19 protein-coding genes and 3 pseudogenes are annotated in these 21,248 nt (G+C 64.4%); 11 read left to right on the forward strand and 11 right to left on the reverse strand.

The window, feature by feature from the left end; genetic code table 11:
- Positions 1-271, forward strand: a pseudogene (locus VJV41_RS13555) (amidohydrolase); the annotation flags it as partial.
- Between the two features lie 150 nt (positions 272-421).
- Positions 422-1,045 (forward strand): chitin-binding protein, encoded by a 624-nt coding sequence (locus VJV41_RS13560; protein WP_325334507.1) that lies wholly within the window; start codon positions 422-424, stop codon positions 1,043-1,045.
- Between the two features lie 56 nt (positions 1,046-1,101).
- On the opposite strand, the gene VJV41_RS13565 is transcribed toward VJV41_RS13560, so the two are convergent.
- Both VJV41_RS13565 and VJV41_RS13570 read right to left on the reverse strand, forming a co-directional pair.
- Entirely contained in the window at positions 1,102-2,322 is a 1,221-nt protein-coding gene (locus VJV41_RS13565; RefSeq protein WP_325334716.1) for a cytochrome P450, read from the reverse strand.
- An 11-nt stretch (positions 2,323-2,333) separates the two neighbouring features.
- Entirely contained in the window at positions 2,334-3,392 is a 1,059-nt protein-coding gene (locus tag VJV41_RS13570; protein WP_325334510.1) for an LLM class F420-dependent oxidoreductase, read from the reverse strand.
- 86 nt (positions 3,393-3,478) lie between these two features.
- Between VJV41_RS13570 and VJV41_RS13575 the strand changes: the two genes are divergently transcribed.
- The gene (locus tag VJV41_RS13575; protein WP_325334512.1) at positions 3,479-4,975 is read left to right on the forward strand and encodes an acyl-CoA carboxylase subunit beta; all 1,497 of its coding nucleotides are present in this window, start codon (positions 3,479-3,481) and stop codon (positions 4,973-4,975) included.
- A 78-nt stretch (positions 4,976-5,053) separates the two neighbouring features.
- Here VJV41_RS13575 and VJV41_RS13580 read toward each other — a convergent pair whose 3' ends face one another.
- From VJV41_RS13580 to VJV41_RS13595, 4 genes are read right to left on the reverse strand one after another with little or no spacing between them, the layout of a single operon-like run.
- Positions 5,054-6,199, reverse strand: a complete 1,146-nt coding sequence (locus VJV41_RS13580; RefSeq protein ID WP_325334514.1) for an LLM class flavin-dependent oxidoreductase — start codon at positions 6,197-6,199, stop codon at positions 5,054-5,056.
- Positions 6,199-7,242, reverse strand: coding sequence for a TIGR03857 family LLM class F420-dependent oxidoreductase (locus tag VJV41_RS13585; RefSeq protein WP_325334718.1), 1,044 nt, complete (start codon positions 7,240-7,242; stop codon positions 6,199-6,201). Before VJV41_RS13585 ends, VJV41_RS13580 begins: the two co-directional genes overlap by 1 nt.
- Before the next feature lie 23 nt (positions 7,243-7,265).
- Positions 7,266-7,640, reverse strand: a complete 375-nt coding sequence (locus tag VJV41_RS13590) for a nuclear transport factor 2 family protein (RefSeq protein ID WP_414684949.1) — start codon at positions 7,638-7,640, stop codon at positions 7,266-7,268.
- Complete coding sequence (locus tag VJV41_RS13595) at positions 7,637-8,722, reverse strand: phosphotransferase (RefSeq protein WP_325334516.1); 1,086 nt, start codon at positions 8,720-8,722, stop codon at positions 7,637-7,639. The genes VJV41_RS13590 and VJV41_RS13595 overlap by 4 nt, the downstream gene beginning before the upstream one ends.
- 62 nt (positions 8,723-8,784) lie before the next feature.
- Here VJV41_RS13595 and VJV41_RS13600 point away from each other — a divergent pair, with 62 nt between their 5' ends.
- Complete coding sequence (locus tag VJV41_RS13600; RefSeq protein ID WP_325334518.1) at positions 8,785-9,417, forward strand: helix-turn-helix domain-containing protein; 633 nt, start codon at positions 8,785-8,787, stop codon at positions 9,415-9,417.
- On the opposite strand, the gene VJV41_RS13605 is transcribed toward VJV41_RS13600, so the two are convergent.
- The 3 genes and pseudogenes from VJV41_RS13605 to VJV41_RS13615 form a co-directional block, all read right to left on the reverse strand.
- Complete coding sequence (locus VJV41_RS13605; protein ID WP_325334520.1) at positions 9,374-10,501, reverse strand: alpha/beta hydrolase; 1,128 nt, start codon at positions 10,499-10,501, stop codon at positions 9,374-9,376. The two genes, VJV41_RS13600 and VJV41_RS13605, sit on opposite strands and share 44 nt — an antisense overlap.
- A gap of 3 nt (positions 10,502-10,504) precedes the next feature.
- A pseudogene (locus VJV41_RS13610) lies at positions 10,505-10,804 on the reverse strand (cyclohexanone monooxygenase); the annotation flags it as partial.
- Between the two features lie 26 nt (positions 10,805-10,830).
- A pseudogene (locus VJV41_RS13615) lies at positions 10,831-11,750 on the reverse strand (acyl-ACP desaturase).
- A gap of 317 nt (positions 11,751-12,067) precedes the next feature.
- On the opposite strand from VJV41_RS13615, the gene VJV41_RS13620 reads away from it, so the two are divergent.
- Genes VJV41_RS13620 through VJV41_RS13635 form a run of 4 tightly spaced genes read left to right on the forward strand, consistent with a single transcriptional unit; the run spans position 12,068 to position 15,978 of the window.
- Positions 12,068-13,081: an aromatic ring-hydroxylating oxygenase subunit alpha gene (locus tag VJV41_RS13620; protein WP_325334522.1), complete on the forward strand. Its 1,014-nt coding sequence runs from the start codon at positions 12,068-12,070 to the stop codon at positions 13,079-13,081.
- Complete coding sequence (locus VJV41_RS13625) at positions 13,078-13,689, forward strand: cysteine hydrolase (RefSeq protein WP_325334524.1); 612 nt, start codon at positions 13,078-13,080, stop codon at positions 13,687-13,689. Before VJV41_RS13620 ends, VJV41_RS13625 begins: the two co-directional genes overlap by 4 nt.
- A 7-nt stretch (positions 13,690-13,696) precedes the next feature.
- Positions 13,697-14,311, forward strand: a complete 615-nt coding sequence (locus VJV41_RS13630; protein ID WP_325334527.1) for a PaaI family thioesterase — start codon at positions 13,697-13,699, stop codon at positions 14,309-14,311.
- Positions 14,312-14,319: 8 nt separating this feature from the next.
- Positions 14,320-15,978 (forward strand): acyl-CoA synthetase, encoded by a 1,659-nt coding sequence (locus VJV41_RS13635; protein WP_325334529.1) that lies wholly within the window; start codon positions 14,320-14,322, stop codon positions 15,976-15,978.
- On the opposite strand, the gene VJV41_RS13640 is transcribed toward VJV41_RS13635, so the two are convergent.
- Positions 15,962-17,449 carry a coniferyl aldehyde dehydrogenase gene (locus VJV41_RS13640; RefSeq protein ID WP_325334531.1) on the reverse strand — a complete coding sequence of 496 codons (1,488 nt, stop codon included), beginning with the start codon at positions 17,447-17,449 and terminating at the stop codon, positions 15,962-15,964. The genes VJV41_RS13635 and VJV41_RS13640 overlap by 17 nt on opposite strands.
- A gap of 115 nt (positions 17,450-17,564) precedes the next feature.
- Between VJV41_RS13640 and VJV41_RS13645 the strand changes: the two genes are divergently transcribed.
- From VJV41_RS13645 to VJV41_RS13655, 3 genes are all read left to right on the forward strand, one after another.
- Positions 17,565-18,350, forward strand: coding sequence for a coniferyl-alcohol dehydrogenase (locus VJV41_RS13645; RefSeq protein WP_325334533.1), 786 nt, complete (start codon positions 17,565-17,567; stop codon positions 18,348-18,350).
- 89 nt (positions 18,351-18,439) lie between these two features.
- Positions 18,440-19,648 carry a cytochrome P450 gene (locus VJV41_RS13650; protein WP_325334535.1) on the forward strand — a complete coding sequence of 403 codons (1,209 nt, stop codon included), beginning with the start codon at positions 18,440-18,442 and terminating at the stop codon, positions 19,646-19,648.
- A gap of 3 nt (positions 19,649-19,651) precedes the next feature.
- Positions 19,652-20,281 (forward strand): TetR family transcriptional regulator, encoded by a 630-nt coding sequence (locus tag VJV41_RS13655; protein WP_325334537.1) that lies wholly within the window; start codon positions 19,652-19,654, stop codon positions 20,279-20,281.
- 102 nt (positions 20,282-20,383) lie between these two features.
- On the opposite strand, the gene VJV41_RS13660 is transcribed toward VJV41_RS13655, so the two are convergent.
- Positions 20,384-21,232 carry a mycofactocin-coupled SDR family oxidoreductase gene (locus VJV41_RS13660; protein ID WP_325334539.1) on the reverse strand — a complete coding sequence of 283 codons (849 nt, stop codon included), beginning with the start codon at positions 21,230-21,232 and terminating at the stop codon, positions 20,384-20,386.
- Positions 21,233-21,248: the final 16 nt, after the last annotated feature.

Genomic DNA, 21,248 nt, shown 5'->3' on the forward strand with positions numbered 1-21,248 from the left:
GATGTGGCCCGGAGCCCCCGAGCAGCTGCACGAGGTGCTGACCAAGAATCAGGTGCCTGATGACGAGGTCAACAAGATGACCTTCGAAAACGCCATGCGCTGGTACCACTGGGATCCGTTCACCCACATCACCCGTGAGCAGGCCACCATCGGCGCATTGAGGAAGGCCGCTGAGGGCCATGACGTCTCCATCAAAGCGCTGTCACACCACGAGAAGGGCACGCGAGGAGACGCACTGCACGCGGCCGCGCGGGGGAACTCCAGCGAGTAGTTCCGGTGACCGCCTTGCCAATTGCTGGCAACGGCGACGCTCGTTCGCGGCCTGACAGCACCTTGCTACTCAGGACATAGCTCACTCGTAGGGTGTCTACATAACCTCGGCTTCGGGTTGGGGCGTCTATCGACGCGGGAAGGCCTGGTTATGAAACTCAAACAAGCGGTCGCCGCCACGGTGATCGGCTGCGCGCTCGGCGCGACCGGCATCGGCGTGGCGTCAGGTGTGGCCAACGCCGCGCCGCAGTGCAACCCTGCGTCCCCGCAGGTTCAGTGTGGACCCGGTGGTCCGAGCGGACCCTCGCCTACACAACGGGGACCCGGTGGGCCACCGCCGCAAGGCGATCCGGGTGGCCCGCCGCAGGGCGACTTCCGAGGTCCCGGTGGCCCGCCGCAGGGCGACTTCCGAGATCCCGGCGGCCCGCCGCAGGGCGACTTCCGGGGACCCGGCGGCCCGCCGCAGGGCGGTCCGGTTGGTCCGCCGCCCAACGACTTCCGTGGACCCGACAACCACGATTGGCGGCCACCGTGGAACCCGGGCGATAACGACTGGCGCGGTCGGTTCCACGGTGCCCCGTGGGGTGACGGAGCGGCGCCGTGGGGTTGGGGCGCACCGCCGCCGCCGGCGTGGGATGGACCGCTGCCACCGGCATGGGGACCGCCGCCAGCGCCGATCAACTACTGGGGCTTCAACGAGCAACCAGTGTGGGACCCCGGTTACAACCAATGGGGCTTCTGGTTCTTCGGGATCTGGATTCCGCTGCCCGTATGACTTGACGGAAGGACGGCCGCCTCGGATGTGCTGAGGCGGCCGTCCGCCGTGTCAACTCACTTGAACGAGTAGCGGATCGGCAGGTGCTTGAGACCGCCGACAAAGGTTGTCGCCATGTGTTGGGCTCGCCCCGCGAGCTCGACCGACTGCAGTCTTGGCAGCAGCTCGGTGAAGAAACTGTTGACCTCCATCCGGGCCAACGCCGCACCTAAGCAGAAGTGCACGCCATAGCCAAAGGCGATGTGCTTGTTGGGGTCTCGAGCGATGTCGAATCGGAACGGGTCCTCGAACACGTCCTCGTCCCGGTTACCCGACACGTAGGACAGCAGCACCGAATCGCCCGCGGCGATCGGCACGCCGCGAATCGTGGTGTCTTCCTGCGCCGTGCGCATGAACTCCTTGACCGGCGTGACCCAGCGGATCATCTCCTCGGCGGCCAAGGGCATCAGCCCGAGGTCGGCACGCAGTTTCTGAAGCTGGTCGGGGTGCTCGATCAGGGCATGCATGCCGCCCGAAATGGTTGCGCTCGTGGTGTCGTGGCCCGCCGCGGCGATGATCGCGTAGTAGGACACCGTCTGGATGTCGGACAACGGCTCACCGTCTATCCGCGCGTTCGAGATGGCCGACGCAAGGTCTTCGGTGGGGTTTTCGCGCCGCGACGCGGTCAACGCCGTGAAGTACTGGAACATCTCCAGAAGCGCCGACATCTGCTCTTGCATGTCGGCTCCACGTTTGTACTCGTCGTCGTCACTGCCGAACAGTTCCTGGGTGAGCCTGAGCATCAACGGGAAGTCGGACTCCGGCACACCGAGTAGCGACATGATCACGTACAGCGGGTAATTGACCGCGACCTGCTGAACGAAGTCGCATTCCGGCCCGATCGCCATCATCTTGTCCACATGGATCTTGGCGAGTTCGTCGATGCGAACCTTCAACGCGCGCATGGCCTTCGGTCGGAACCAGTCTGCGCCGATGGCGCGCACCACCCGATGTTCCGGGTCGTCCATGTGGATCAGGGTGTGCACCCCGACGGCTGCCTGCTGCTCGTCGCCCTCGGCGGTCACCAGAACGGGTCGCGGTGAGTTGGTGAACAACGTGTTCGCGCGTTCGATGTCCATGATGTCGGCGTGCTTGGTGATCGCCCAAAACGGCCGATAGGACGGCACGTCCACCCACGATACCGGAGCATTGGCGCGCAGATGTGCCAGTGCCGCATGTAGTTTCGTCTCGTCGGTGTAGGCCTTCGGGTCGGCGAATACCTTGGCGGCCTCATCCATCATCGGCGTGCTCATCGGCGGCTCCTCATTGATGCATCCGGTGCTCGACGTAGGTCTTCAAGTAGGGACGCGACAGTGTCGTCGCTGACCGACGACGGAAAACCCACCAGCACACGGTCGATCACGCCGTCGCACCGCTTGCGCAGAGCGCCAGCCACCTCTTCGAGCGGGGCGACGACCGCGAACGCGTTGAGGACCTCGTCGTCGATGAGTGAGCCCATCGTGTCCCACTCCCCGGCCAGACTCAGGCGGTGCAACTCGGTGTGCAGGTCGCCCCAGCCGTGCAGCTCCAGAACCTTGCGGTACGCGGGAGTTGAGCCGTAGAAGGCGATCTGCTTGCGCGTAGCGACCGCCGCGTCCGCCAACTCGTCCTCCCGCTCCCCGGTGACGACAAACACCGGTGCTGACAGCTGGAATTCGCTTCGCTCACGTCCCGATTTGCTCATCCCGCGAAGCAGTGCGGGAGTGGTGACCTCTTCGAAGTAGCGCTTCGTGGTGAACGCGTGGGCGAGCATGCCGTCGGCGACCTCGCCGCACATCTCGGTCATCGCCTCGCCGACCGCGGCCACAAAGACCTTTGGAAACGCGTGCGGCTGTCGTTCCGGAGTGAACATCGGCGTCATGAGCTTGTGGGTGTAGAAGTCGCCCTCGAAGCGAAGTTTCGTCCCGTCTTGCCAGCATGACCAGATCTCGCGCAGAGCCACCACGAATTCCCGCATGCGACGCACCGGCTGACTCCACGGCATGCTGAACCGCTTCTCGATGTGCGCTTGCACCTGTGAGCCCAAGCCGAGGATGAACCGGCCCCGCGAGTACGCCTGCAGGTCCCAGCCGACGTTGGCGACAGTCATCGGATTGCGCGCGAAGGCCACGGCGATGCTGGTGCCCAGTTCGATGGTCGTGGTGTGCTCGGCGGCAAGGACGAGCGGCAGGAAGGGATCGTGGTTGATTTCGGCTGTCCAGCAGCAGTCGTAGCCTCGTCGTTCCAGTGTGCTCGCCGCCTGTGCGACGTTGGCGAGTTGGCTGGAAACGGCCCCATCGACCTTGAGGTTGCCGTCGTCGCTGACCATAAGGGAGGACGCTACAGTAAGCAATTCAGTATGGTCAACGTGAACACACCGGTGCGACGATCGCCTCTTGACGATAGGAAAGACGCATGACGAAAGCCGAGGACTGGGGTGAGACGCTCGACGAACTCGATCGTCGACGCGAACACGCGCAGGCGATGGGTGGTCAGGAGCGACTCGCGAAACACCACGGCAAGGGCAAGCTCGACGCCCGCGCCCGCCTCGAGCACCTTCTCGACAAGGGCACGTTCCGCGAGTTCGGCACGCTCGTCGGCGGCGACATCGCGGCCGACGGAATCGTCGCGGGCTCCGGTCTGATCGACGGCTCACCAGTGATGGTGGGCGCCGAGGATTTCACCACGCTGGCCGGCAGCATCGGGCCGGGCGGCAACGCCAAGCGCTACCGGCTCGCCGAGTTGGCGTTGCGTGACCGGGTTCCGCTGGTGATGCTCCTCGAAGGTGCCGGCTTCCGGCCTAGCGGTGAGCATTACGGCCGCACCCCCACCGATCTGCTCGCGCAGGCGCAGTGCTCGGGCAAGGTGCCGATGGTGGGCGGGCTGCTCGGCCCGTCGGCCGGCCACGGCGCTTTGGTTGCGCCGGTGTGCGACTGGACGATCATGAGCCGCCAGGGCGCGATCTTCACGGCCGGCCCTCCTGTCGTGAAAGAGTCCACAGGAGAAGACATCTCGAAGGAGGATCTCGGCGGGCCCGGCGTCGCCCTGGCCAGCGGAGTGATCCATAACGTCGCGGAGGACGACGAAGCGGTGCTCGACGACATCCGCCGGTACCTGTCGTACTTCCCCGCAAGCGCGTGGTCGTATCCGTCGTCGCTGCCACCCGACGAGGCCTCTGCGCCGCGGCCCACTCCCGAACTGCTTGGAATCGTGCCCCGCGGCAACCGCCAGGTGTACGACATACGCGCCGTGCTCGACGTGGTGTTCGACCGACGGGACTGGTTCGAGGTGCAACCGAGATTCGGCACGGCGATCATCTGCGCGCTGGCCCACCTTGGCGGCCATCCCGTGGCAGTGGTGGCCAATCAGCCGAAGGTGCTCGCGGGCTCCATCGACGCCGATGCGGCTGACAAGGCCGCACATTTCATCACGGTCGCCGACTCGTTCCACTTGCCGATCGTCTTCCTTGCTGACAATCCTGGCATGCTGCCCGGCAGCCGGTCAGAGAAGACCGGTGTGCTGCGCAGCGGCGCGCGGATGTTCGCCGCGCAGACCGCGGCGACCACGTTGAAGCTGCATGTGACGCTGCGCAAGGCCTATGGATTCGGGTCGATGGTGATGTCCCTGCTCGGTTTCGACAACCAAAGCGCCACGTTCGCATTTCCTGGCGCGACGATGGGCGCGATGAGCGCGGCCGCGCTGAGCCGCGCCTCTCACGCAGCCGAAGACGTCGAATCCAAGCTGCGAAAGATGGAGGTAGAAGCGTCATTCCGATCGGCAAGCCACCTCGGATTTGACGACCTCATCCATCCGGAGGAGACACGCAACGCGCTGCTGCATGCGCTGGAACGTGGCCTCTACAGCCGGCAGGCCGCCGCAGAACCGGTGAGCCGCACCGTCATCACGCCTTAGCCTTCCTGCGCGAGCAGACGCAAAGGTCCCCGACACGCCGCGAAAATGGTGCACTTTGCGTCTGCTCGGCGGTAGCTTTCACAGTCGCTTGAGCCCGCGAACCACTTTGTTGAAGGGCATCAGCGTGGCCAGACCGGTCCGTAGACTCGGCGGCATCGGGCCGAAGTTGACCACCACGATGTAGCGCACGCCGTGGTCGCGCCATTCGGCCGCCTGCTCGAGCACGTCGTCGACCGTGCCATTCAGCACCATGCCCCTCACCACCGAGAGCGGGACCTGCGCTGCCTTTTCGCGAATCGTCTGCTCGTCCATGGTGAATGCGACGTGGTCCTGCATGCCCGTGTAATCAGTTCCCATCGGGTGCTGGGCGCCGTGGTGGCCATAGAACTCGGCTGGGCCGTTGAGCGCCCACGCCTTGACGACGGTGGAGTTCAGTGCGGCGTCGACGGCGTCTCGGCTCGGGGCCGCGATAACCGGCAACCACAACGCCGGCGTGATCGACGTCGGATCACGCCCAGCATCGGAGGCAGCCGACCGGATAACCTCCAACCGCTGCGCATAGTCCCGGGGGCGGTGCGCGAATCCGGGGAACCACGCGTCGCCATAGCGTCCGGTTGCCCGCAGCATGCGCGGCCCGTGCGCAGCGATCCAGATTTCGGGCCACCTGCCCTTGTACGGCGGCAGATCGAAGATGGCGTCGCGCAGCGGAAAGAAAGGCGAATCACGGTTGACAAGCTCACCTTTGGAATCCCACAGCGCGCGGATCGTCGCCAGCGCCTCTTCGAACCGCGCCACCGGCTTGGACCAGTCGACGCCGTAGGGCTCATTGCCGACTCGCTCGCCGGGGCCGATGCCGAGTATCGCCCGGCCCCGCGTCATAAGGTTCAAGGTGGCGGCGGCCTGTGCAGTGACGGCCGGGTGCCGTTTACCCGTGTCTGTGACGCCGATGCCGAGGCGCACGCGGTTGAATCGCCTTCGCGCCGCGAGGCTTCCGAGCAGCGTCCACGCTTCCATAGCGGCATCGGGCGATCGCAGGAGCCGGGCCGCCGTGGTGTATCGCGGATCCCACAGTGGCCGCGGGGTCTGACCGTTGATGTGGTCGGGCACCCAGTAGGAGTCCACCCGGTTCGCCACCGCGGCAAGGTAGTTGGCCCGGCTGAACGCGTCGACCGTCGGGCGTGCCGCCAACACGGAGTCCATCAACCCCACGCGAAACGCTGGCACTACCTACTCGCGCGGTAGGCCGTGACGATTGGCGTCAATTCGTCGGGCGTGGCGCCGTGCATGATCACCGCGTCGGCCCCGTAGTCGAACTCCTTGCGAATGCGGTCGACGCACTGTTGTGCAGAGCCGGTGGCCGAGGGCTCCAACCAATCATCGGGGATCAGCGTCGCGATGTGCTGGATCTGCTCGGGTGTGGCCTTGTGGTCTATTCCACCCGGGATCGAGGTGACGACCGCGTCCGCCCGAAACCGTTGCAGGACTGCGGGATCCCAGTTGTTCGTCTTGACCATCAGATCTCCATAGCCCTGCAAGTAGGTGGCCAGACGGGCGACGGTCTTCTTCAGCCGCAGCTCCTCGGGTAGGTGGTCGCCGACCGTGGCGAAACACGACCACACCCGCACGCTGTCGGGATCACGGCCCGCCTTCTCGGCGGCGTCCTTGACGGTCTTGACGCTGCGCTGCAGGGTTTCTGGCGTGAAATAGGTATGCAGGATGACGTCATCGAACGCGCGGCCGCCTAATGCCAGGGTGTTGGGCCCGAACGCCACGAGCGCCAATCGGATGTCTTCCTTGAAGTCGGGATCGAGAAACAGAACCTGATACTTGCCGATCGGCCCGTCGTGGTTGAAGATCACCTCGCCGTGCCAGAGCCGGCGCATCACCTGGGCGAAGTCCTCCATCTGCGCGGTGGTCACCGACGGCACGCCGAACGCTGCGTACATCGCCGCCACTCCCCTGCCGATGCCGAGGGTGAATCGGCCACCGGAAAGCCGGTGCATGGTCGTGGCCCACGAGCCGGTGATCAACGGGTGTCTGGTGTTGTGATTCGTTGCGGCGGTGGCGATCTGCATACGGCTGGTGACCGCGCACGCGGCACCGACGAGCGAGGAGGCCTCCTTGACATTCCAGCGTTCGGAAATGAATGCGGTGCCGAACCCCATCTCCTCGCCGCGGCGCGCCTCGTCCATCAGCGTCGCCGGTCCTTCGCCCCCAGCACCGGCGAGCAGGTAGTAGCCGAGTTCGTCGAGCGTGCGGGCGCTCACCTCCGGCTGAGCCGGCAATTCGGTCATTTCCAATACCCCGGTTTGTGGCCGCAGTTCCACACTTCGACGATCTTGCCGTCGACGACATGGAACACCTCGATGCTGGCGATGGGGACGTCGTCACCTCCGGGCGTCGTCCCGGTCATCTGGTAGACGATCGCGACATGTTCCCCGTCGTCGCCGGCCACCACGACTGGGAGATCGAAGTGCAGCTTGTCGAACATCGCCCAGTTGTCCTTGACCCGCTGGACCGCCTGTTCGTGGGTCAGGGTCGTCACCGCTTCCACGTCGTGGCGGATAACGGTGTCGCCGAACAACTCATCGGCCAGCTCGAAATTGCGTTCGTTCCAGACCACGAGGTTGTACAGCTCCACCACCTCACGGGCGGTGCGGCTCATTCGAATACCTCCGATGCGTCGATGTCATCGATGGTGGCCACCGCTCGCTCGACGAGCCGCATACACAGTTGGCGCGATCGCTCGGGCAGAGCATCCCAACTGAGCAGAGGCATGGCCGGTAGCACCAGCCAGTATGCAACCGAAAAACGGTAGTCCCGCCAAGCCTCGTCGAAGCTGTAGTCGGTGACACCATGCTCGCCGAGTCGGTCGAGGTACTCGCGAACCAACGCTTCGTCTCTCCCGCGACGCACCTCGGTGGGCAGACCCTGGCTGACGAGATAACCGATATCGTTGGCGCCGCCGCCCTTGGCCACAAGCTGGAAGTCGACCACCTTCAGTCGGTCGCCCGAAAAGAACATGTTGTCGGCCCGGATGTCACCGTGCACCAGCATCGAACGCTCGCTCAGTGCCCCTATGGCCGTTGGGGCGAGTTCGGCGAACCGTTCGGCAAAGCGTGCGACGGAGGGCGGGATGGCCGCGCTCGTCTTATCGCAGTACACGCTCCAGGCTGGAGCGAACGCGGCGGGCAACAGGTCACGCGTTACCGGCATGTCGAGACTCGGAAACACCTCTAGGACATCGACATTCGCCGGGTCCATTGACCACGCATGAAGGCCGGCCAACTGCGCCATACACGTGCGGGCGCGGTCCAGCGACAGACCCGCGAGATGATCGGCGTTGTCCCAATCGCGCAAGTCCTCCAGCACCAGCACGAAATCCGCGTTGTTCTCCGCCATCCGAGCCGCGTACACGTGCGGAGTTCCAATGGGCGCATGGCCGACAACGCGCCGGTAGAACGCGACCTCGCGGGCATAGCCGCCCATCATCACCATGGCTTGCCCAGCCTCTGACTCGGCCGGAAGCTTGACGATCACGCTGCCCGGCACTCCGTCGCCATCCAGATACGCCCGATATAGCCGCGATGAGAACCCGCTGTCGAGCGCAATCTGCTCGACAGCGATGTCGCGGACGGTCGCAGTGTCGGGAATCGTGTCGTCGCCGCGAAGCACGGCGGTCATCCATTCGGCGTCGAGGTCGTCGATCGTCGACGGCACCTCTGCCGCCGTTCCCGAAGTCACCATCGACCTCCTAGATATTTGACGCTGCGCAACTAACTTAGTTGTCGAGCGTTTAATATGCAAGGGTGCCTTCTCCGACCCGCGGCCTCACCCAGCCGCAACGCCTCGAGATATCGGGTCGCCTTCTGCTCGAGGCCGCGGTGGAGTTGATCGCCGAAAAGGGCTGGGAGGCAACGACTGCAGCCGAAATCGGCCGCCGAGCCGGATACAGCCGCGCCATGGTCCACGCCCGGTACGGCAGTAAGGACGTCATCCTCGAGACCTTGTTCGCCACCGAATACGAGAGGAAACTCAGCCCGGCTCTAGACCCTGAGTCAAGCGGCCTGCAGCAAGCGCTCGCGCACGTCGATCGGATCACGGAGCTCTACGCCGAGGATCCCGATTTGGCGCGGGCGATATTCGTGTTGACTTTTGAGGCGGCCAAGGCGACGTCGCCGGCAGGTTCCCGCATACGGATGTGGCTGGAGCGAGCGGCACACACCGTCGAGGCAGGACTGCGAAACGGCATCGCAGATGGGTCCGTGCGGCCGGACATCGACGTTGACCGGGCGGTCAACGACTTCGGCGCGGCCGTTCTCGGTACTGCGTACCAATGGATCATGCAGGCGTACCCATACGACATGGCCCAAGAGATGGAGTATGTGCGGGCCCGGCTCATTCGGGACTACGGCTCGAAGCGTGCTCGGAGAGGGCAGTAAGAAGGCGCTCCGTCACCACCTGCACCCGTCGGGAAAACAGGTGCCCCGCATGGCTTCCGTCATGCCAAAACAGCTCGCCACCCCACCGCGCATGGAGCGCAAGAGCAGGCTCGCGCAGCGCCATCCGGTCATGCCAGGCCCCGACGATGAGCCGACGCTCTGGTGGCGGTGATGGTTCGACCCCGAGGTGGTCAACAACTGACGCCGCCGCCGAGACGGCATCTGACCGCAACAGCTCGCGGGTGTACTCCACGGAAGGTCCCCACCGGCCAAGATGCTGCGAGATCATCGAGTTGAGTCCGACGATCGGCGTGTACACCGCGATCGCGTCGACCTTCTCCAGATGGGACACCAGGGCGGCAACCGGACTACCCAGCGACACACCGGATATCGCGATCGCAGTGGATTGTGGTCGCAGCCATCGCACGAGGGCGCGAACCTCCGAGACGGCGCGCATCATTCCCGCGACATTGTTGAGCGGATCCATGTTCGGATAGGTCGGCCACGCGTTGCGCCGCACACCATGGCCGGGCTGCACCGGCAACGCGATGTTGAAACCCAGATCTCGCTGGACCCGACGGGCGCGAGAGAAAAGTAGGTCGAGGGGTTGTCCCTGCCCGGCTCCGTGCACCCACACCAGCCATGGCCTGTCGGGCCCCTCTGTTCGACACAGATGAACGGCCGCGGTTGCCGGCCCGCCGAAACCTTCGGACTCCAATGGCCGCGGAAGCCGCGGGTCGTGGTCGAAACTCAGCCGCTGGTACACCAGCCGCCCGAATCGCTGCCGACGAAGCATCTTGACGCGCAAAGGTTCTGGCTCGGTGTGCGCCCGCGCCACCCCGAGTACCGACAACTCGGCGGCCGCGGCCGCGCAGGAGTCCAGCGGACGCTCCAACTTCGGCGGAGGAGCCGTCAGCGTCATACTCGTCAGGGCCAACTCGTCGAACAGGACCTCGCCCAGCACGCGAATACCGTGTGGCGAGAAGGCATTCCAATCACCCGATTGTCGCAACGCTGCCTGGGCCCGCGGCAGCACACCGGCGAAGTCCCGGCCGATTCGCCACGCGCGTTCCGCTGGTCGCATCGCTTATGCGAGCTTGAAGCCGGTGTAGCCGGCGTCGGCGATGTCGTCACAGCGACGACGGTATTCCGGGATGCCTGCCGTGTAGCCCATGTACATCCGTTTCTTGCCGGGGACGTTTCCGCCGTTGTACCAGGAGTTGCATGTTGAGTGGACCAGAACGGTGGGCGCGACGAGCGATGTGGTGTGCTCGATCCACTCGCGCTGCGACTCGGGTAGCGCCTCGATGGTGCGGTAGCCGTGGGTACGCAGATAGGCGATGCCGTCGCCGATCCATTCCACATGCTGCTCCAGAGCGGCGACAGTAGAGTGACCGGGCGATCTACCGCGATCTACCGTGCCGAGGTGGCCAGTCGTTCTTCGCGACGTTGGTCGTAGTACGAGGCCTTTTCTTCCACCAGATCGAGAAAAGCCGCCAGTTCGTCTCGCGCGCGAGCTCCTTCGCCATCGAAATCCTCGCGCTCGAACACTCCCCAGAACCGCAACACCGGACGCGCGACATCGTCCAAATGCGAACGCAGATCGTAGATACCGGCCTTGGCGATCATCAGAGCATTCTCCGCGAACCCTGGCATGGTGCTTCCCGGCATCTGGAAGTTGATCACTTCGCGAGCGATCGCCTTCATTGTCGCGTTCGGCGCGATATCGAGCGCAGCGTTCACCAGGTTCCGATAGAAGACCATGTGCAGGTTCTCGTCGGTTGCTATCCGGGTGAGGAGTTGTTCGGCGATAGGACACCCAGATGCTCGCCCGGTGTTGCGGTGGCTGATCCGCGTCGCCAGTTCCTGGAAGGACACGTAGGCCAAGGCCTCCAACATCGACTTGTCGCCCGAGTCGTAGCCGCCGCCATGTGCACCATGCGACCACGCTCAAGGGCTACGGGGTCGACGCCGCGAGTGACGACGAGATAATCGCGGATCGCGATGCTGTGACGCCCCTCTTCGGCTGTCCACTGGCCGACCCATTGCCCCCAGGCGCCATCACGCCCGAAACGGGTCGCGATTTCGCGATGGTAGGACGGCAGGTTGTCCTCGGTGAGAAGGTTCACGATCATCGCGGCCTTGGAAACCTCGTCGAGCTGGGAATCCGCCGGGGTCCAGTCCTGGCCACCCAACAACGCGAAGTCGCGCCCGCGGCTCCAGGGAATGTAGTCGTGCGGATTCCAGGGCTTCGCCTTCTCAAGGTGCCTGTTCAGGTTGGCCTCTACCACTGGTTCCAGCTCAGTGAGCAATGCCTCTTGGGTTGTCGTCATCGCGACTCTCCGTCCCTGACCTACGGCTGCGTAACCTACGCTACCGTAGGTTTACGGAAAATCAAGCGCTACTTGACGGTCCCCCGGGGTGCCCGCACATTGCGACGCGGCGGCGAGTTCAAATTGACTGACTGACAGCCTGTTTCGCGTCGGTTGTAACGCGAAGGCGACAGATCGACCTACATCGCACCATGGCGTTACCTGCGGCGAAGGCGACCAGCGAGGTGATCGCCTGAGTCGCCGCCTCCGGATCTTGCCCTTTGCGGAAATCTATACTGTAATCGATTTAGTATCCATCGACTCAAGAGGCGGCTGGCGTGAAAGTCCCGTTCACGTGGAAGGTCACCGGCTGGTTCATGATCGGCTGGTCGGCAGAGTTCCCCGGCGGCGAGGTGCGCCCCCTTCGGTACATCGGAGAGGATCTCGTCGCCTACCGCGACGAGTCCGGTGACCTGCACCTGCTGTCCGGGCATTGCCGCCACCTCGGTGCTCACATCGGCCACAGGGGCAAGGTGGTCGGTGACTGCGTCGAGTGCCCGTTCCACGGATGGCGATGGGGGCCCGACGGTACCAACCGCTACATCCCGTATCAGCCGGACCGGCCTAACCGCGCACTGCGGCTGCGGGTGTTCCCCGTGCGGGAACAGTACGGCTGCGTGTTCATGTGGCATCAACCCGACGGCAAGGAACCGCAATGGGAACTGCCTGATCTGTTCCGCAAGTTCCCGCAGTTTGCCACCGACCCGGACGCGTATTACCGCCCCTACCCGGAGTTTTCACGTCGCGCTGAGCGTGAGCCGGTGCACCCGCAGATCGTCGCCGAAAACGGGCCCGACAGCGCGCACTTCCACTACGTGCACGGCGCCACCGTGACGCCGGTGTGCTTGAACTGGGAAGCCGTCGACGAGGAATGGCGGTTCGTGACCGGCTGGCCGGACGCGCGCAGTGAAGATCCGAACAAGATGGCGCTGCGGATCCATAGCCACTTCTCCGGCCTCGGGTTCGCGATCAGTGCATTCGAGGGTTCATCGAACCACCGCCTGATCTTCGCTTGCACGCCGGTCGAGGACGGATATTCCGACATGTTCTATTCGATCTGGTGGCCGCGCCTACCGGGCGAGGGCTCCGACGTGCCACCCGACAGCGTGCGCGAGCAGGTCGAGCGCCAGTTCCTCGGCACGGTGTGGGAAGACCTCGACATCTGGCGCTATCAGGAGTACATCGAACGCCCGGCGCTGGCGAAGATCGATGCGAAACCCTATATGGCCATGCGGAAGTGGGCCACACAGTTCTATGAGGTTCCTCCTACAGGCGCGGTCGTCTCGGCGTGAAGGTCGATCTCGCCGACCTTGTGGCGCCCGGGCACACCGCGATCGTCACGCAGGAGTGCCAGGGCGCGGTGGTCGGCCCCGACGCCGGGCTGAAGGCTCTCGCCGAGGAGGCGCGCCGTGAAGCCGTGCCCAACATCGAGCGCCTGCTACCCGTGGGCCGTGATGCCGGAGTCAAAGTGGTGCACTGCCTTGTGCAGCGGCGACCCGACGGCCTCGGCGGCAACCACAATGCGAAGATCTTCGCAATCGGCGGAAACGTCGCCATCGAGCAGGGCACTCCAGGTGCGGAGCTCTTACCCGAACTCGGGCCTGCCCCAAGCGATATCGTGCTTCGCCGGTCGCATGGCATCGGACCGATGGGCGGCACCGACCTCGACCCGACCCTCCGCAACCTCGGCGTCTCGACCATCGTCGCCGTCGGCGTCTCGGTGAACGTGGCGATCACCAACCTCGTCATGGACGCCGTCAACTTGGCCTACCGCGTGGTCGTGCCGAGGGATGCGGTCGCCGGCATTCCGACCGACTACGCCAACGTCGTCATCGACAACACGATGTCACTGCTGGCCACGATCACGACCACCGACGAGCTCATCGAGGCGTGGAAGTAGCCGCGACGTGACCGACACCGACAACGAAATCCGGGAATTCGCAAGGGTCGAACCGGCCGAGGCATCACCGGAAATGGCTCGATTCATGACGGCGATGCGGCGGCTGCAGGACATCGTCGTGTCGACGAATCCCGACCCCACGCTGTGGGACGACACGGCCGAGCTCGTGGAGGACGTCTGCGCGCGTCTGGAGGAGCACAAAGCGCCCGCGGGTGTGGCCCCTGCCGGACGGGCCCGTCACCTGCCCGGACTCGGGCATCCCCTGGTGCCGCCGTGGACGATCACCGACTCGGGACCTGACAGCGTCACGATGCAGGGCCACTTCAGCCGCTTCCATGTCGGCGGCAACGGCGCAGTCCACGGCGGCGTGATTCCGCTCTTCTACGACTGGCACTTCGGCATGGTCGTTTCCGCGGCGGGTCGTCCCGACAGCAGGACCGCGTACCTACATGTGGACTACCGCAAGGTCACGCCCACAGACCAGCCGCTGGCGGCGCGAGCGTGGATCGACTCCGTCGACGGGCGAAAAATCTTCGTCAAGGCGGCCATGACCGACTCGGACGGCAACGTACTATCCGAGGCCAACGGTCTGATGATCAAGCTGCTGCCCCACCAGCCCTGAGAGGCCCCATGTCCGACTCCGCTACCCAATTCACCGTTCCGGCCGCCGCCGACACCGTCGCGGCCGCGATCGGCGATCGGGATTTCATCATCCAGGGCGATCGCCGCTTCACATACACGCAGATCACCGAGCGCGCCAACCGGCTTGCCGCCTACCTGCACGCGCGGGGATTGGGCTGTCACACAGAACGCTCGGAACTCGGCGGCCACGAGGTCGGCCAGGACCTGCTGGGCATCTACGCATACAACGGACCCGAGTACGTCGAGGCGATGCTCGGCTCCTGGCGAGCGCGAGTGGCGCCGTTCAACGTCAACTATCGCTACGTCAAGAACGAACTGCACTACCTTCTCGCCGATTCGGGTGCCACCGCGCTGGTCTACCACGCGTCGTTCGCACCGCGAGTCGCTGACGTACTCCCCCAACTTCCACGCCTGCGAGTGCTGATCCAGATCGCCGACGAGTCGGGCAACGATCTGGTCCATGGCGCTGTCGATTACGAATCGACCGTAGGGTCGAGCACAGCTGTCCTGCCGCCGATGGAGCCGTCACCTGATGACCTGTATGTGCTCTATACCGGCGGCACGACAGGCATGCCGAAGGGCGTGCTGTGGCGCCAGCACGACATCTTCATGACATCGTTCGGCGGACGCAGCCTCTACACCGGCGAGCTGGCCAACTCCTATGAGGAGATCGCAAAACGCGTTGCGGACGCACCGGAATCCCGGCTGATGGTTCTGCCGCCCTTGATGCACGGGGCGGCGCAGTGGGCGGTCATGACGGCAATGACCACCGGCCAGTCAGTGGTGTTCTCAACGGTCACAAGCCGGTTCGACGCGGACGAGGTCGTCCATACGATCGAGCGGGAAAAGGTCATGGCGGTGACCGTCGTCGGTGACGCGATGGCCCGACCACTCGCCGCAGCCATCGAAAGCGGCACCGCCGACCTGTCGTCGTTGGCGGTGGTGGCCAACGGCGGGGCGCTGCTGACGCCGACGGCCAAACAACGCCTCATCGACGCCAAACCCGGCCTGATCGTCGCCGACGGTGTCGGATCCTCGGAGACCGGCGCGCAGATGACGCACATGTCGGCGTCGGGCGCAGTTGCGACAGGCAATTTCAACGCCGGCCCGGACACTTTCGTTGCGGCCGAGGACCTCAGCGCGATACTTGAACCGGGCCACGACGGCATGGGCTGGCTGGCCCAGCGGGGGTATGTTCCGTTGGGGTACAAGGGAGATGCGGCCAAGACCGCGGGGACGTTCCCGGTCATCGACGGCGTGCGCTATGCGGTGCCTGGCGACCGTGCGCGCCACCTCGAGGACGGCTCCATCGAGTTGCTCGGCCGTGATTCGGTCACCGTCAACTCCGGCGGCGAGAAGATCTTCGTCGAGGAGGTCGAGACCGCGATCGCGTCGCATCCCGCCGTCGCCGACGTGGTGGTGTCTGGTCGCCCCAGCGAGCGATGGGGGCAGGAAGTCGTCGCGATCGTCGCGCTCGTCGACGGTGCCAGCGTTGACGCTCAGGAGCTGATCAACCACGCTGCCGGGGACATCGCCCGTTACAAGCTGCCCAAGGCGATCGTGTTCCGGCCGGTCATCGAGCGCAGTCCAGCGGGTAAGGCCGACTATCGGTGGGCCCGCGAACAGGCGATCAGCGGCGGCGCTTGAGACGACGGCGCGTGCGGCGGCGCGCCATCCGTAGGGCGAAGTCCGCGCCGGCCCGCATCGACGGCTTGAACGGTGGCGCGGCGCGTCCGGTGATGGAAAACGGCAGATCCGTGCCGACGATCGTTCGGTAGTGGCTGAACGCGTCGAACCCCGCCTTGCCGTGGTAGGCGCCCATGCCGCTGCGGCCTACACCGCCGAACGGCGCGGCGGAGGGAATCATCTGGGCCGCAAAGTCGTTGCGCGCCACCCCGCCACTACGCGTGTTGCGGACGAAGCGCCGGAAGTCGTCGTTGTCGGGCCCGTACCAGTACGCCACGAGCGGGGCGGGACGCTGATTGATGTAGTCGATGGCCTCTGTCAGTTGCGAATACGGCCGGACCGCTAGGACGGGACCGAAGATCTCCTCGCTGGCGATCCTCATGCGCTCGTCGATGTCGCGCACGATGGTCGGTGCGATCTTGCACGAACCGCGGTCAGGCAGGGATTCGCCTGCGGGGGCGATGGTTTCGACGCTGGCGCCGTGGGCCCGGGCATCGTCGATCAATCCGACCACCCGATCGAAGTTGGCCTCGTTCACCGACGAGCAGTAGTCGTCGTTGGAGACGATCGACGGAAACATACCGCGGAAGGTCTCCCGCGCGACGTCGACGAATGCGTCCACGCGGTCGTCGGGGACGAACACGTAATCGGGACACACGCACACCTGCCCGCCGTTGATCATGCGGGCCTGGGCGATTCGCGTTGCGGATCGTTTGAGGTCAGCGTCCGGCGAGACGACGACGGGATTCTTGCCGCCCAGTTCCAACGTCACCGGAACCAGATTCTGTGCGGCGGCCCGTTGCACCAGCGCGCCGACCGACGGTGAACCGGTGAAGAAGAGGTGGTCGAACGGCAGCGCCGAGAAGGCCGCCGCCACGTCGGGGCCGCCGGTGACGACGTCGAGTTCGGAGGAGTCGAAGTACTTCGGCGCTGCGGCCTTCAAGAGCTCCGCTGTGCGAGGCGTGATCTCGGACATCTTGATGATCACGCGGTTGCCCGCCGCGAACGCCGCCGTAGCCGGGAGCACGACGAGGTTCAGCGGGAAGTTCCACGGGCCGATGATCCCGACGACGCCCAGCGGAGAGGGCTGGACCTCGGCCTTCAGGCCGAACAGTCGTGCGGCACCCATCAGTTTCGTGGCCCGCATCCATTGCGGCACATTCGATCTGGTGTGTTCGATCACCGAGATCATGCCGAGAATCTCGGTGAACAGCGATCCCGTCTTCGGCCTGGTGCCGAAGTCGTCCGACATGGCATCGACGAATGCTTCGGTGTTGTCCAACACGAGCGCGAGCAGCCGGTCGATGCGGTTTCGCCGGACCGCCACACTCGGTGGACCGTCGGCCATGAACGCATTCCGCTGCCGCTCGAGGGTCACACGCAACTCCTCGAGCTGGACGTCGACGTCGACTCGCTCGTGCGTTGTGCTCATCGTCAACCCGTCCGGAGTGATTGTCTGGCGGACCAGAATTGTTTACTGTCGACCTTACTGTCGTCCATTCGATGATACGACGACGATCAGGCGCGGTGGGAAGGGTTTGGTGCATATGAGTGACCAGAGACGCAAGGTCGTGGTTGTCGGTGCGGGATCCGGCATCGGCGCCGCCCTCGCGGCGCACTTCCACAACCACGGTGACCACGTGCTGGCGGTCGATGTGCGGGCTCACCAGACTCCCGCGTCGGAATACGCGCAATGCGATCTGCGTGATGCGCACAGCATTCGCGAGCTGCTGGATCAGATCGGTTCCGGCTGGGACATGCTGGCCCACGTCGCGGGAATTCCCGGCACGGCGCCCGCCGCCGACGTCCTGAAGGTGAACTACCTCGGGATGCGGCTGATGACCGAAGGGATGCTGCCGCTGCTGCGCCAGGGCGGGTCGGTGGTGGCCGTCGCGTCGACGGCCGCGCTCGGCTGGGAGCAGCGCGTCGACATCATCTCCGGCCTGCTCGACGCGACCGATGCGCAAGCCGTGGAAGACTGGCAAGCCGGTCAGGATCCGGCGTTTCCGGTGTACACCACCTCGAAGCAGGCGGTGATTCTGTACGCCAAGCGACTGGCCGGTCAGGCGTTGGCCAAGTACGGCGTGCGCATCAACACGGTCAGCCCGGGGCCGGTCGAAACCCCGATACTCACCGATTTCGAGCAGACGATGGGCAAGGACCTCCTGGACATGGTCCGCTCGACGGTCGGCAGACACGGCACCGTCGATGACATCGTGCCGGTCATCGCGTTCCTCGGCTCGACCGACGCACAGTGGATCAACGGCCAGGACATCCAGGTCGATGCGGGTTTCATCAACTCGATGACGGCCGGGGCGCCCATCCAACTCTAGGCGTCACTACCAGGACGTATCCCTATACTGTAATATTTACAGTACCTATCGCAGGATGCCTGTCCGTTGAGAGATGCTGGAGACCAGCCGTGGAGAGCCCCGTGCAGGACGTCACGGTCGACAAGAACTTCGACCTCCATCGCGACCCGTATCCCCTGTTTGCGCAGAAGCGGCGGGAGTCAGGCGTCTTCAAGGGCAGCGTCATGGACTGGTCCAAGACGCCGCAGTCCATGCTTCCCGAAAACCTCTACGCCGCGGTGTCCTTCGACGCGGTCAACCGGGTATTCCGCGACGGGAAGGTATTCAACTCCCAGATCTACGACAGCACCATCGGCCTCTTCATCGGTCCGACCATCCTGGCAATGGAGGGCAAGAAGCATTGGGAACACCGCAATCTCGTGTCCGCTGCGTTCAAGTCGAAGTCATTGGCGCGGTGGGAGCCGGAGATCGTACGTCCTGTCGTCAATGCGCTGATCGACGAGTTCATCGACGCCGGTGAGGCCGATCTGGTGCGCGACTTCACATTCGAGTTCCCGACTCGCGTCATCTCGAAGCTGCTGGGGCTGCCCGAGGACGACCTTCCGTGGTTCCGTAAACGAGCGGTCGAACTCATCAGTTACACCGTCAAGTACAAGCGCGCCTTCGAGGCATCCGCGGCGCTGAAAGATTACTTCCTGCAACAGATCGACAAGCGCAGATCCAAGCCGACCGACGACATCATCGGTGATCTGGTGACAGCGGAGATCGACGGCGAGCGGCTCAGCGACGAAGCCATCTTCTCGTTCCTTCGGCTGCTGCTGCCCGCCGGACTGGAAACCACCTACCGGTCGTCGGGAAATCTGCTGTACCTGCTGCTCACACACCCCGAGCAGTTCAAAGCGGTGCAGGCCGACCACGAGTTGATTTCGGCCGCTATCGAGGAGGGACTCCGGTACGAGACGCCGCTGACCACCGTGCAGCGGTATGCGACCGAAGACTGCGAACTCGAAGGGGTCCAGATTCCGGCGGGGTCGGTGATCGACGTCTGCATCGGTTCGGCCAACCGCGACGAGCACCGTTGGGAACGCTCGGAAGAATTCGACATCTTCCGTAAACGCGTGCCGCACCTGTCCTTCGCGGCCGGCGAGCACACCTGCATGGGTCTTCACCTGGCCCGGATGGAAACTCGCGTAGCGGTCGAGTGTCTGCTTACTCGACTGACCAACATTGCGCTCGTCACCGACGACAATCCCCACATCTGGGGACAACCCTTCCGTTCACCGACGGCGATTCCGGTGACGTTCGACGCCGTGAGGTGAGCGGTGACCGCACAGATACGTCGGCGGAGGGACCGTGGCTCGATCAGCGGCGACGAAATCATCAATGGTGCATTCGAAGTCGCGGCCGAGGTGTCGATCGACAACCTCAGCATGCCGCTTCTGGCGAAGCACCTGGGTGTCGGTGTCACGAGCATCTATTGGTATTTCCGGCGCAAGGCCGATCTCCTCAACGCGATGACCGACCGGGCGCTGGAGCGATTCGAGTTCACCGTCCCGTCCATCGATGCGTCGAATTGGCGTGAGTCTTTACGCAATCACGCGCGCACGATGCGCCAGGAGTACCGCGAGAATCCCATCCTGTGTGACCTCGTCCTCATTCGCGGACGATTCGGCGGTCGCGCGGTGCACGGTGCGCTGCAGCAGATCGAACAACCCGTCACGGCGCTGGTGGAGGCGGGTCTAACGCCTGCGCAGGCCGTCGAAACCTACGGGGCGATTTCGGTGCACATCCGCGCGACGGCGGTGATGCAACGTCTGCAGGAAAAGACCGAAGGCTTTCTCGCGCAACGTGATGGCGGGAGCCGCTATATCGGGTTCGCCGACGATGTCGACTACGACTACATCCTCGACAGCATTCTCGATCACGCCGAGACACTCATCGAGGCGGCGTAGCCTCCGGCGCCCGTTCCTCTGCAAACGGCTACCATTTTGGCGGGCGTCATCATATGTGGCACAAGAGCCACATATGTTGACGCTCTGGGAACGTAGTGCCGCTCAACCCTTGAAGGGTTTTGCCTTGACGAACCCACCGGCGTCCACCCGCAGCTGGGTGCCCGTGATGTAGCGCGAATCATCGCTGGCGAGGAAGACGACGGTATTGGAGACGTCCTGCGGTTCGATGTAGGGCACGGGCATCGCCTGCATCATCGGGAAGGACGCTTCGGCGTCTTCGCGCGTCGGTGAATCCTTGTCCGGACGGAACACTTTGTACATGCCCTCGTTGTGCAGCATGTCGGTGTTGACGTTCGTAGGATGCACGGCGTTGACCCGAATCATCCTCTTGGCCATTTGAATTGACAGGTCGTTGACGTAGCGGGCCACCATCTGCTTGGCAAGGCTGTAGGCAGAACCGCCGGGACCCTGGTTCGTCGCGCTGCCCAGCTGCGCGGCCAGCGAACCCGTCGCGATGATCGAGGCGCCGTCGTTCACATGCGGCAAGCTGGCCTGAATCACGTTGAACACGCCAACCAGATCGGTGTCGATGGTGTCGGACCACGACTGAATGGTCTGGCCCTTGCCCATCGCACAGATTCCTGCATTGGCCACGACGATGTCGAGGCGGCCCAACTCGTCGACGCCGTCGGCGATCGCCTTCCACACGGCGCTGCGCTCACGCACGTCGACGATCGCCGTATGACAGCGCACGGCTTCCTTTTCAACCAGCCGCGCTGTCTCTTCCAGGTCCTCGGGACGCGAGAGCGGGTAGGTGTTGCCCTCCAGGTCGGCGCAGATGTCGAGTGCGATGATGCTCGCACCCTCAGCCGCGAGATTGACTGCGTGAGAACGGCCTTGGCCACGCGCCGCACCCGATACGACTGCGACCTTGTTGTCCAACTTTCCCATTCGGGCGCCTTTCTGT

It is taken from the genome of Mycobacterium sp. (assembly GCF_035274705.1).
Lineage (GTDB): Bacteria > Actinomycetota > Actinomycetes > Mycobacteriales > Mycobacteriaceae > Mycobacterium.

Excerpts from the sequence above, each read along its gene's own strand:
- VJV41_RS13560 (WP_325334507.1), top strand. The coding sequence starts at position 422 with ATGAAACTCAAACAAGCGGTCGCCGCCACGGTGATCGGCTGCGCGCTC.
- VJV41_RS13565 (WP_325334716.1), bottom strand. The coding sequence starts at position 2,322 with ATGGATGAGGCCGCCAAGGTATTCGCCGACCCGAAGGCCTACACCGAC.
- VJV41_RS13575 (WP_325334512.1), top strand. The coding sequence starts at position 3,479 with ATGACGAAAGCCGAGGACTGGGGTGAGACGCTCGACGAACTCGATCGT.
- VJV41_RS13635 (WP_325334529.1), top strand. The coding sequence starts at position 14,320 with ATGTCCGACTCCGCTACCCAATTCACCGTTCCGGCCGCCGCCGACACC.
- VJV41_RS13605 (WP_325334520.1), bottom strand. The coding sequence starts at position 10,501 with ATGCGACCAGCGGAACGCGCGTGGCGAATCGGCCGGGACTTCGCCGGT.
- VJV41_RS13570 (WP_325334510.1), bottom strand. The coding sequence starts at position 3,392 with ATGGTCAGCGACGACGGCAACCTCAAGGTCGATGGGGCCGTTTCCAGC.
- VJV41_RS13640 (WP_325334531.1), bottom strand. The coding sequence starts at position 17,449 with ATGAGCACAACGCACGAGCGAGTCGACGTCGACGTCCAGCTCGAGGAG.
- VJV41_RS13595 (WP_325334516.1), bottom strand. The coding sequence starts at position 8,722 with ATGGTGACTTCGGGAACGGCGGCAGAGGTGCCGTCGACGATCGACGAC.
- VJV41_RS13660 (WP_325334539.1), bottom strand. The coding sequence starts at position 21,232 with ATGGGAAAGTTGGACAACAAGGTCGCAGTCGTATCGGGTGCGGCGCGT.
- VJV41_RS13590 (WP_414684949.1), bottom strand. The coding sequence starts at position 7,640 with ATGAGCCGCACCGCCCGTGAGGTGGTGGAGCTGTACAACCTCGTGGTC.
- VJV41_RS13645 (WP_325334533.1), top strand. The coding sequence starts at position 17,565 with ATGAGTGACCAGAGACGCAAGGTCGTGGTTGTCGGTGCGGGATCCGGC.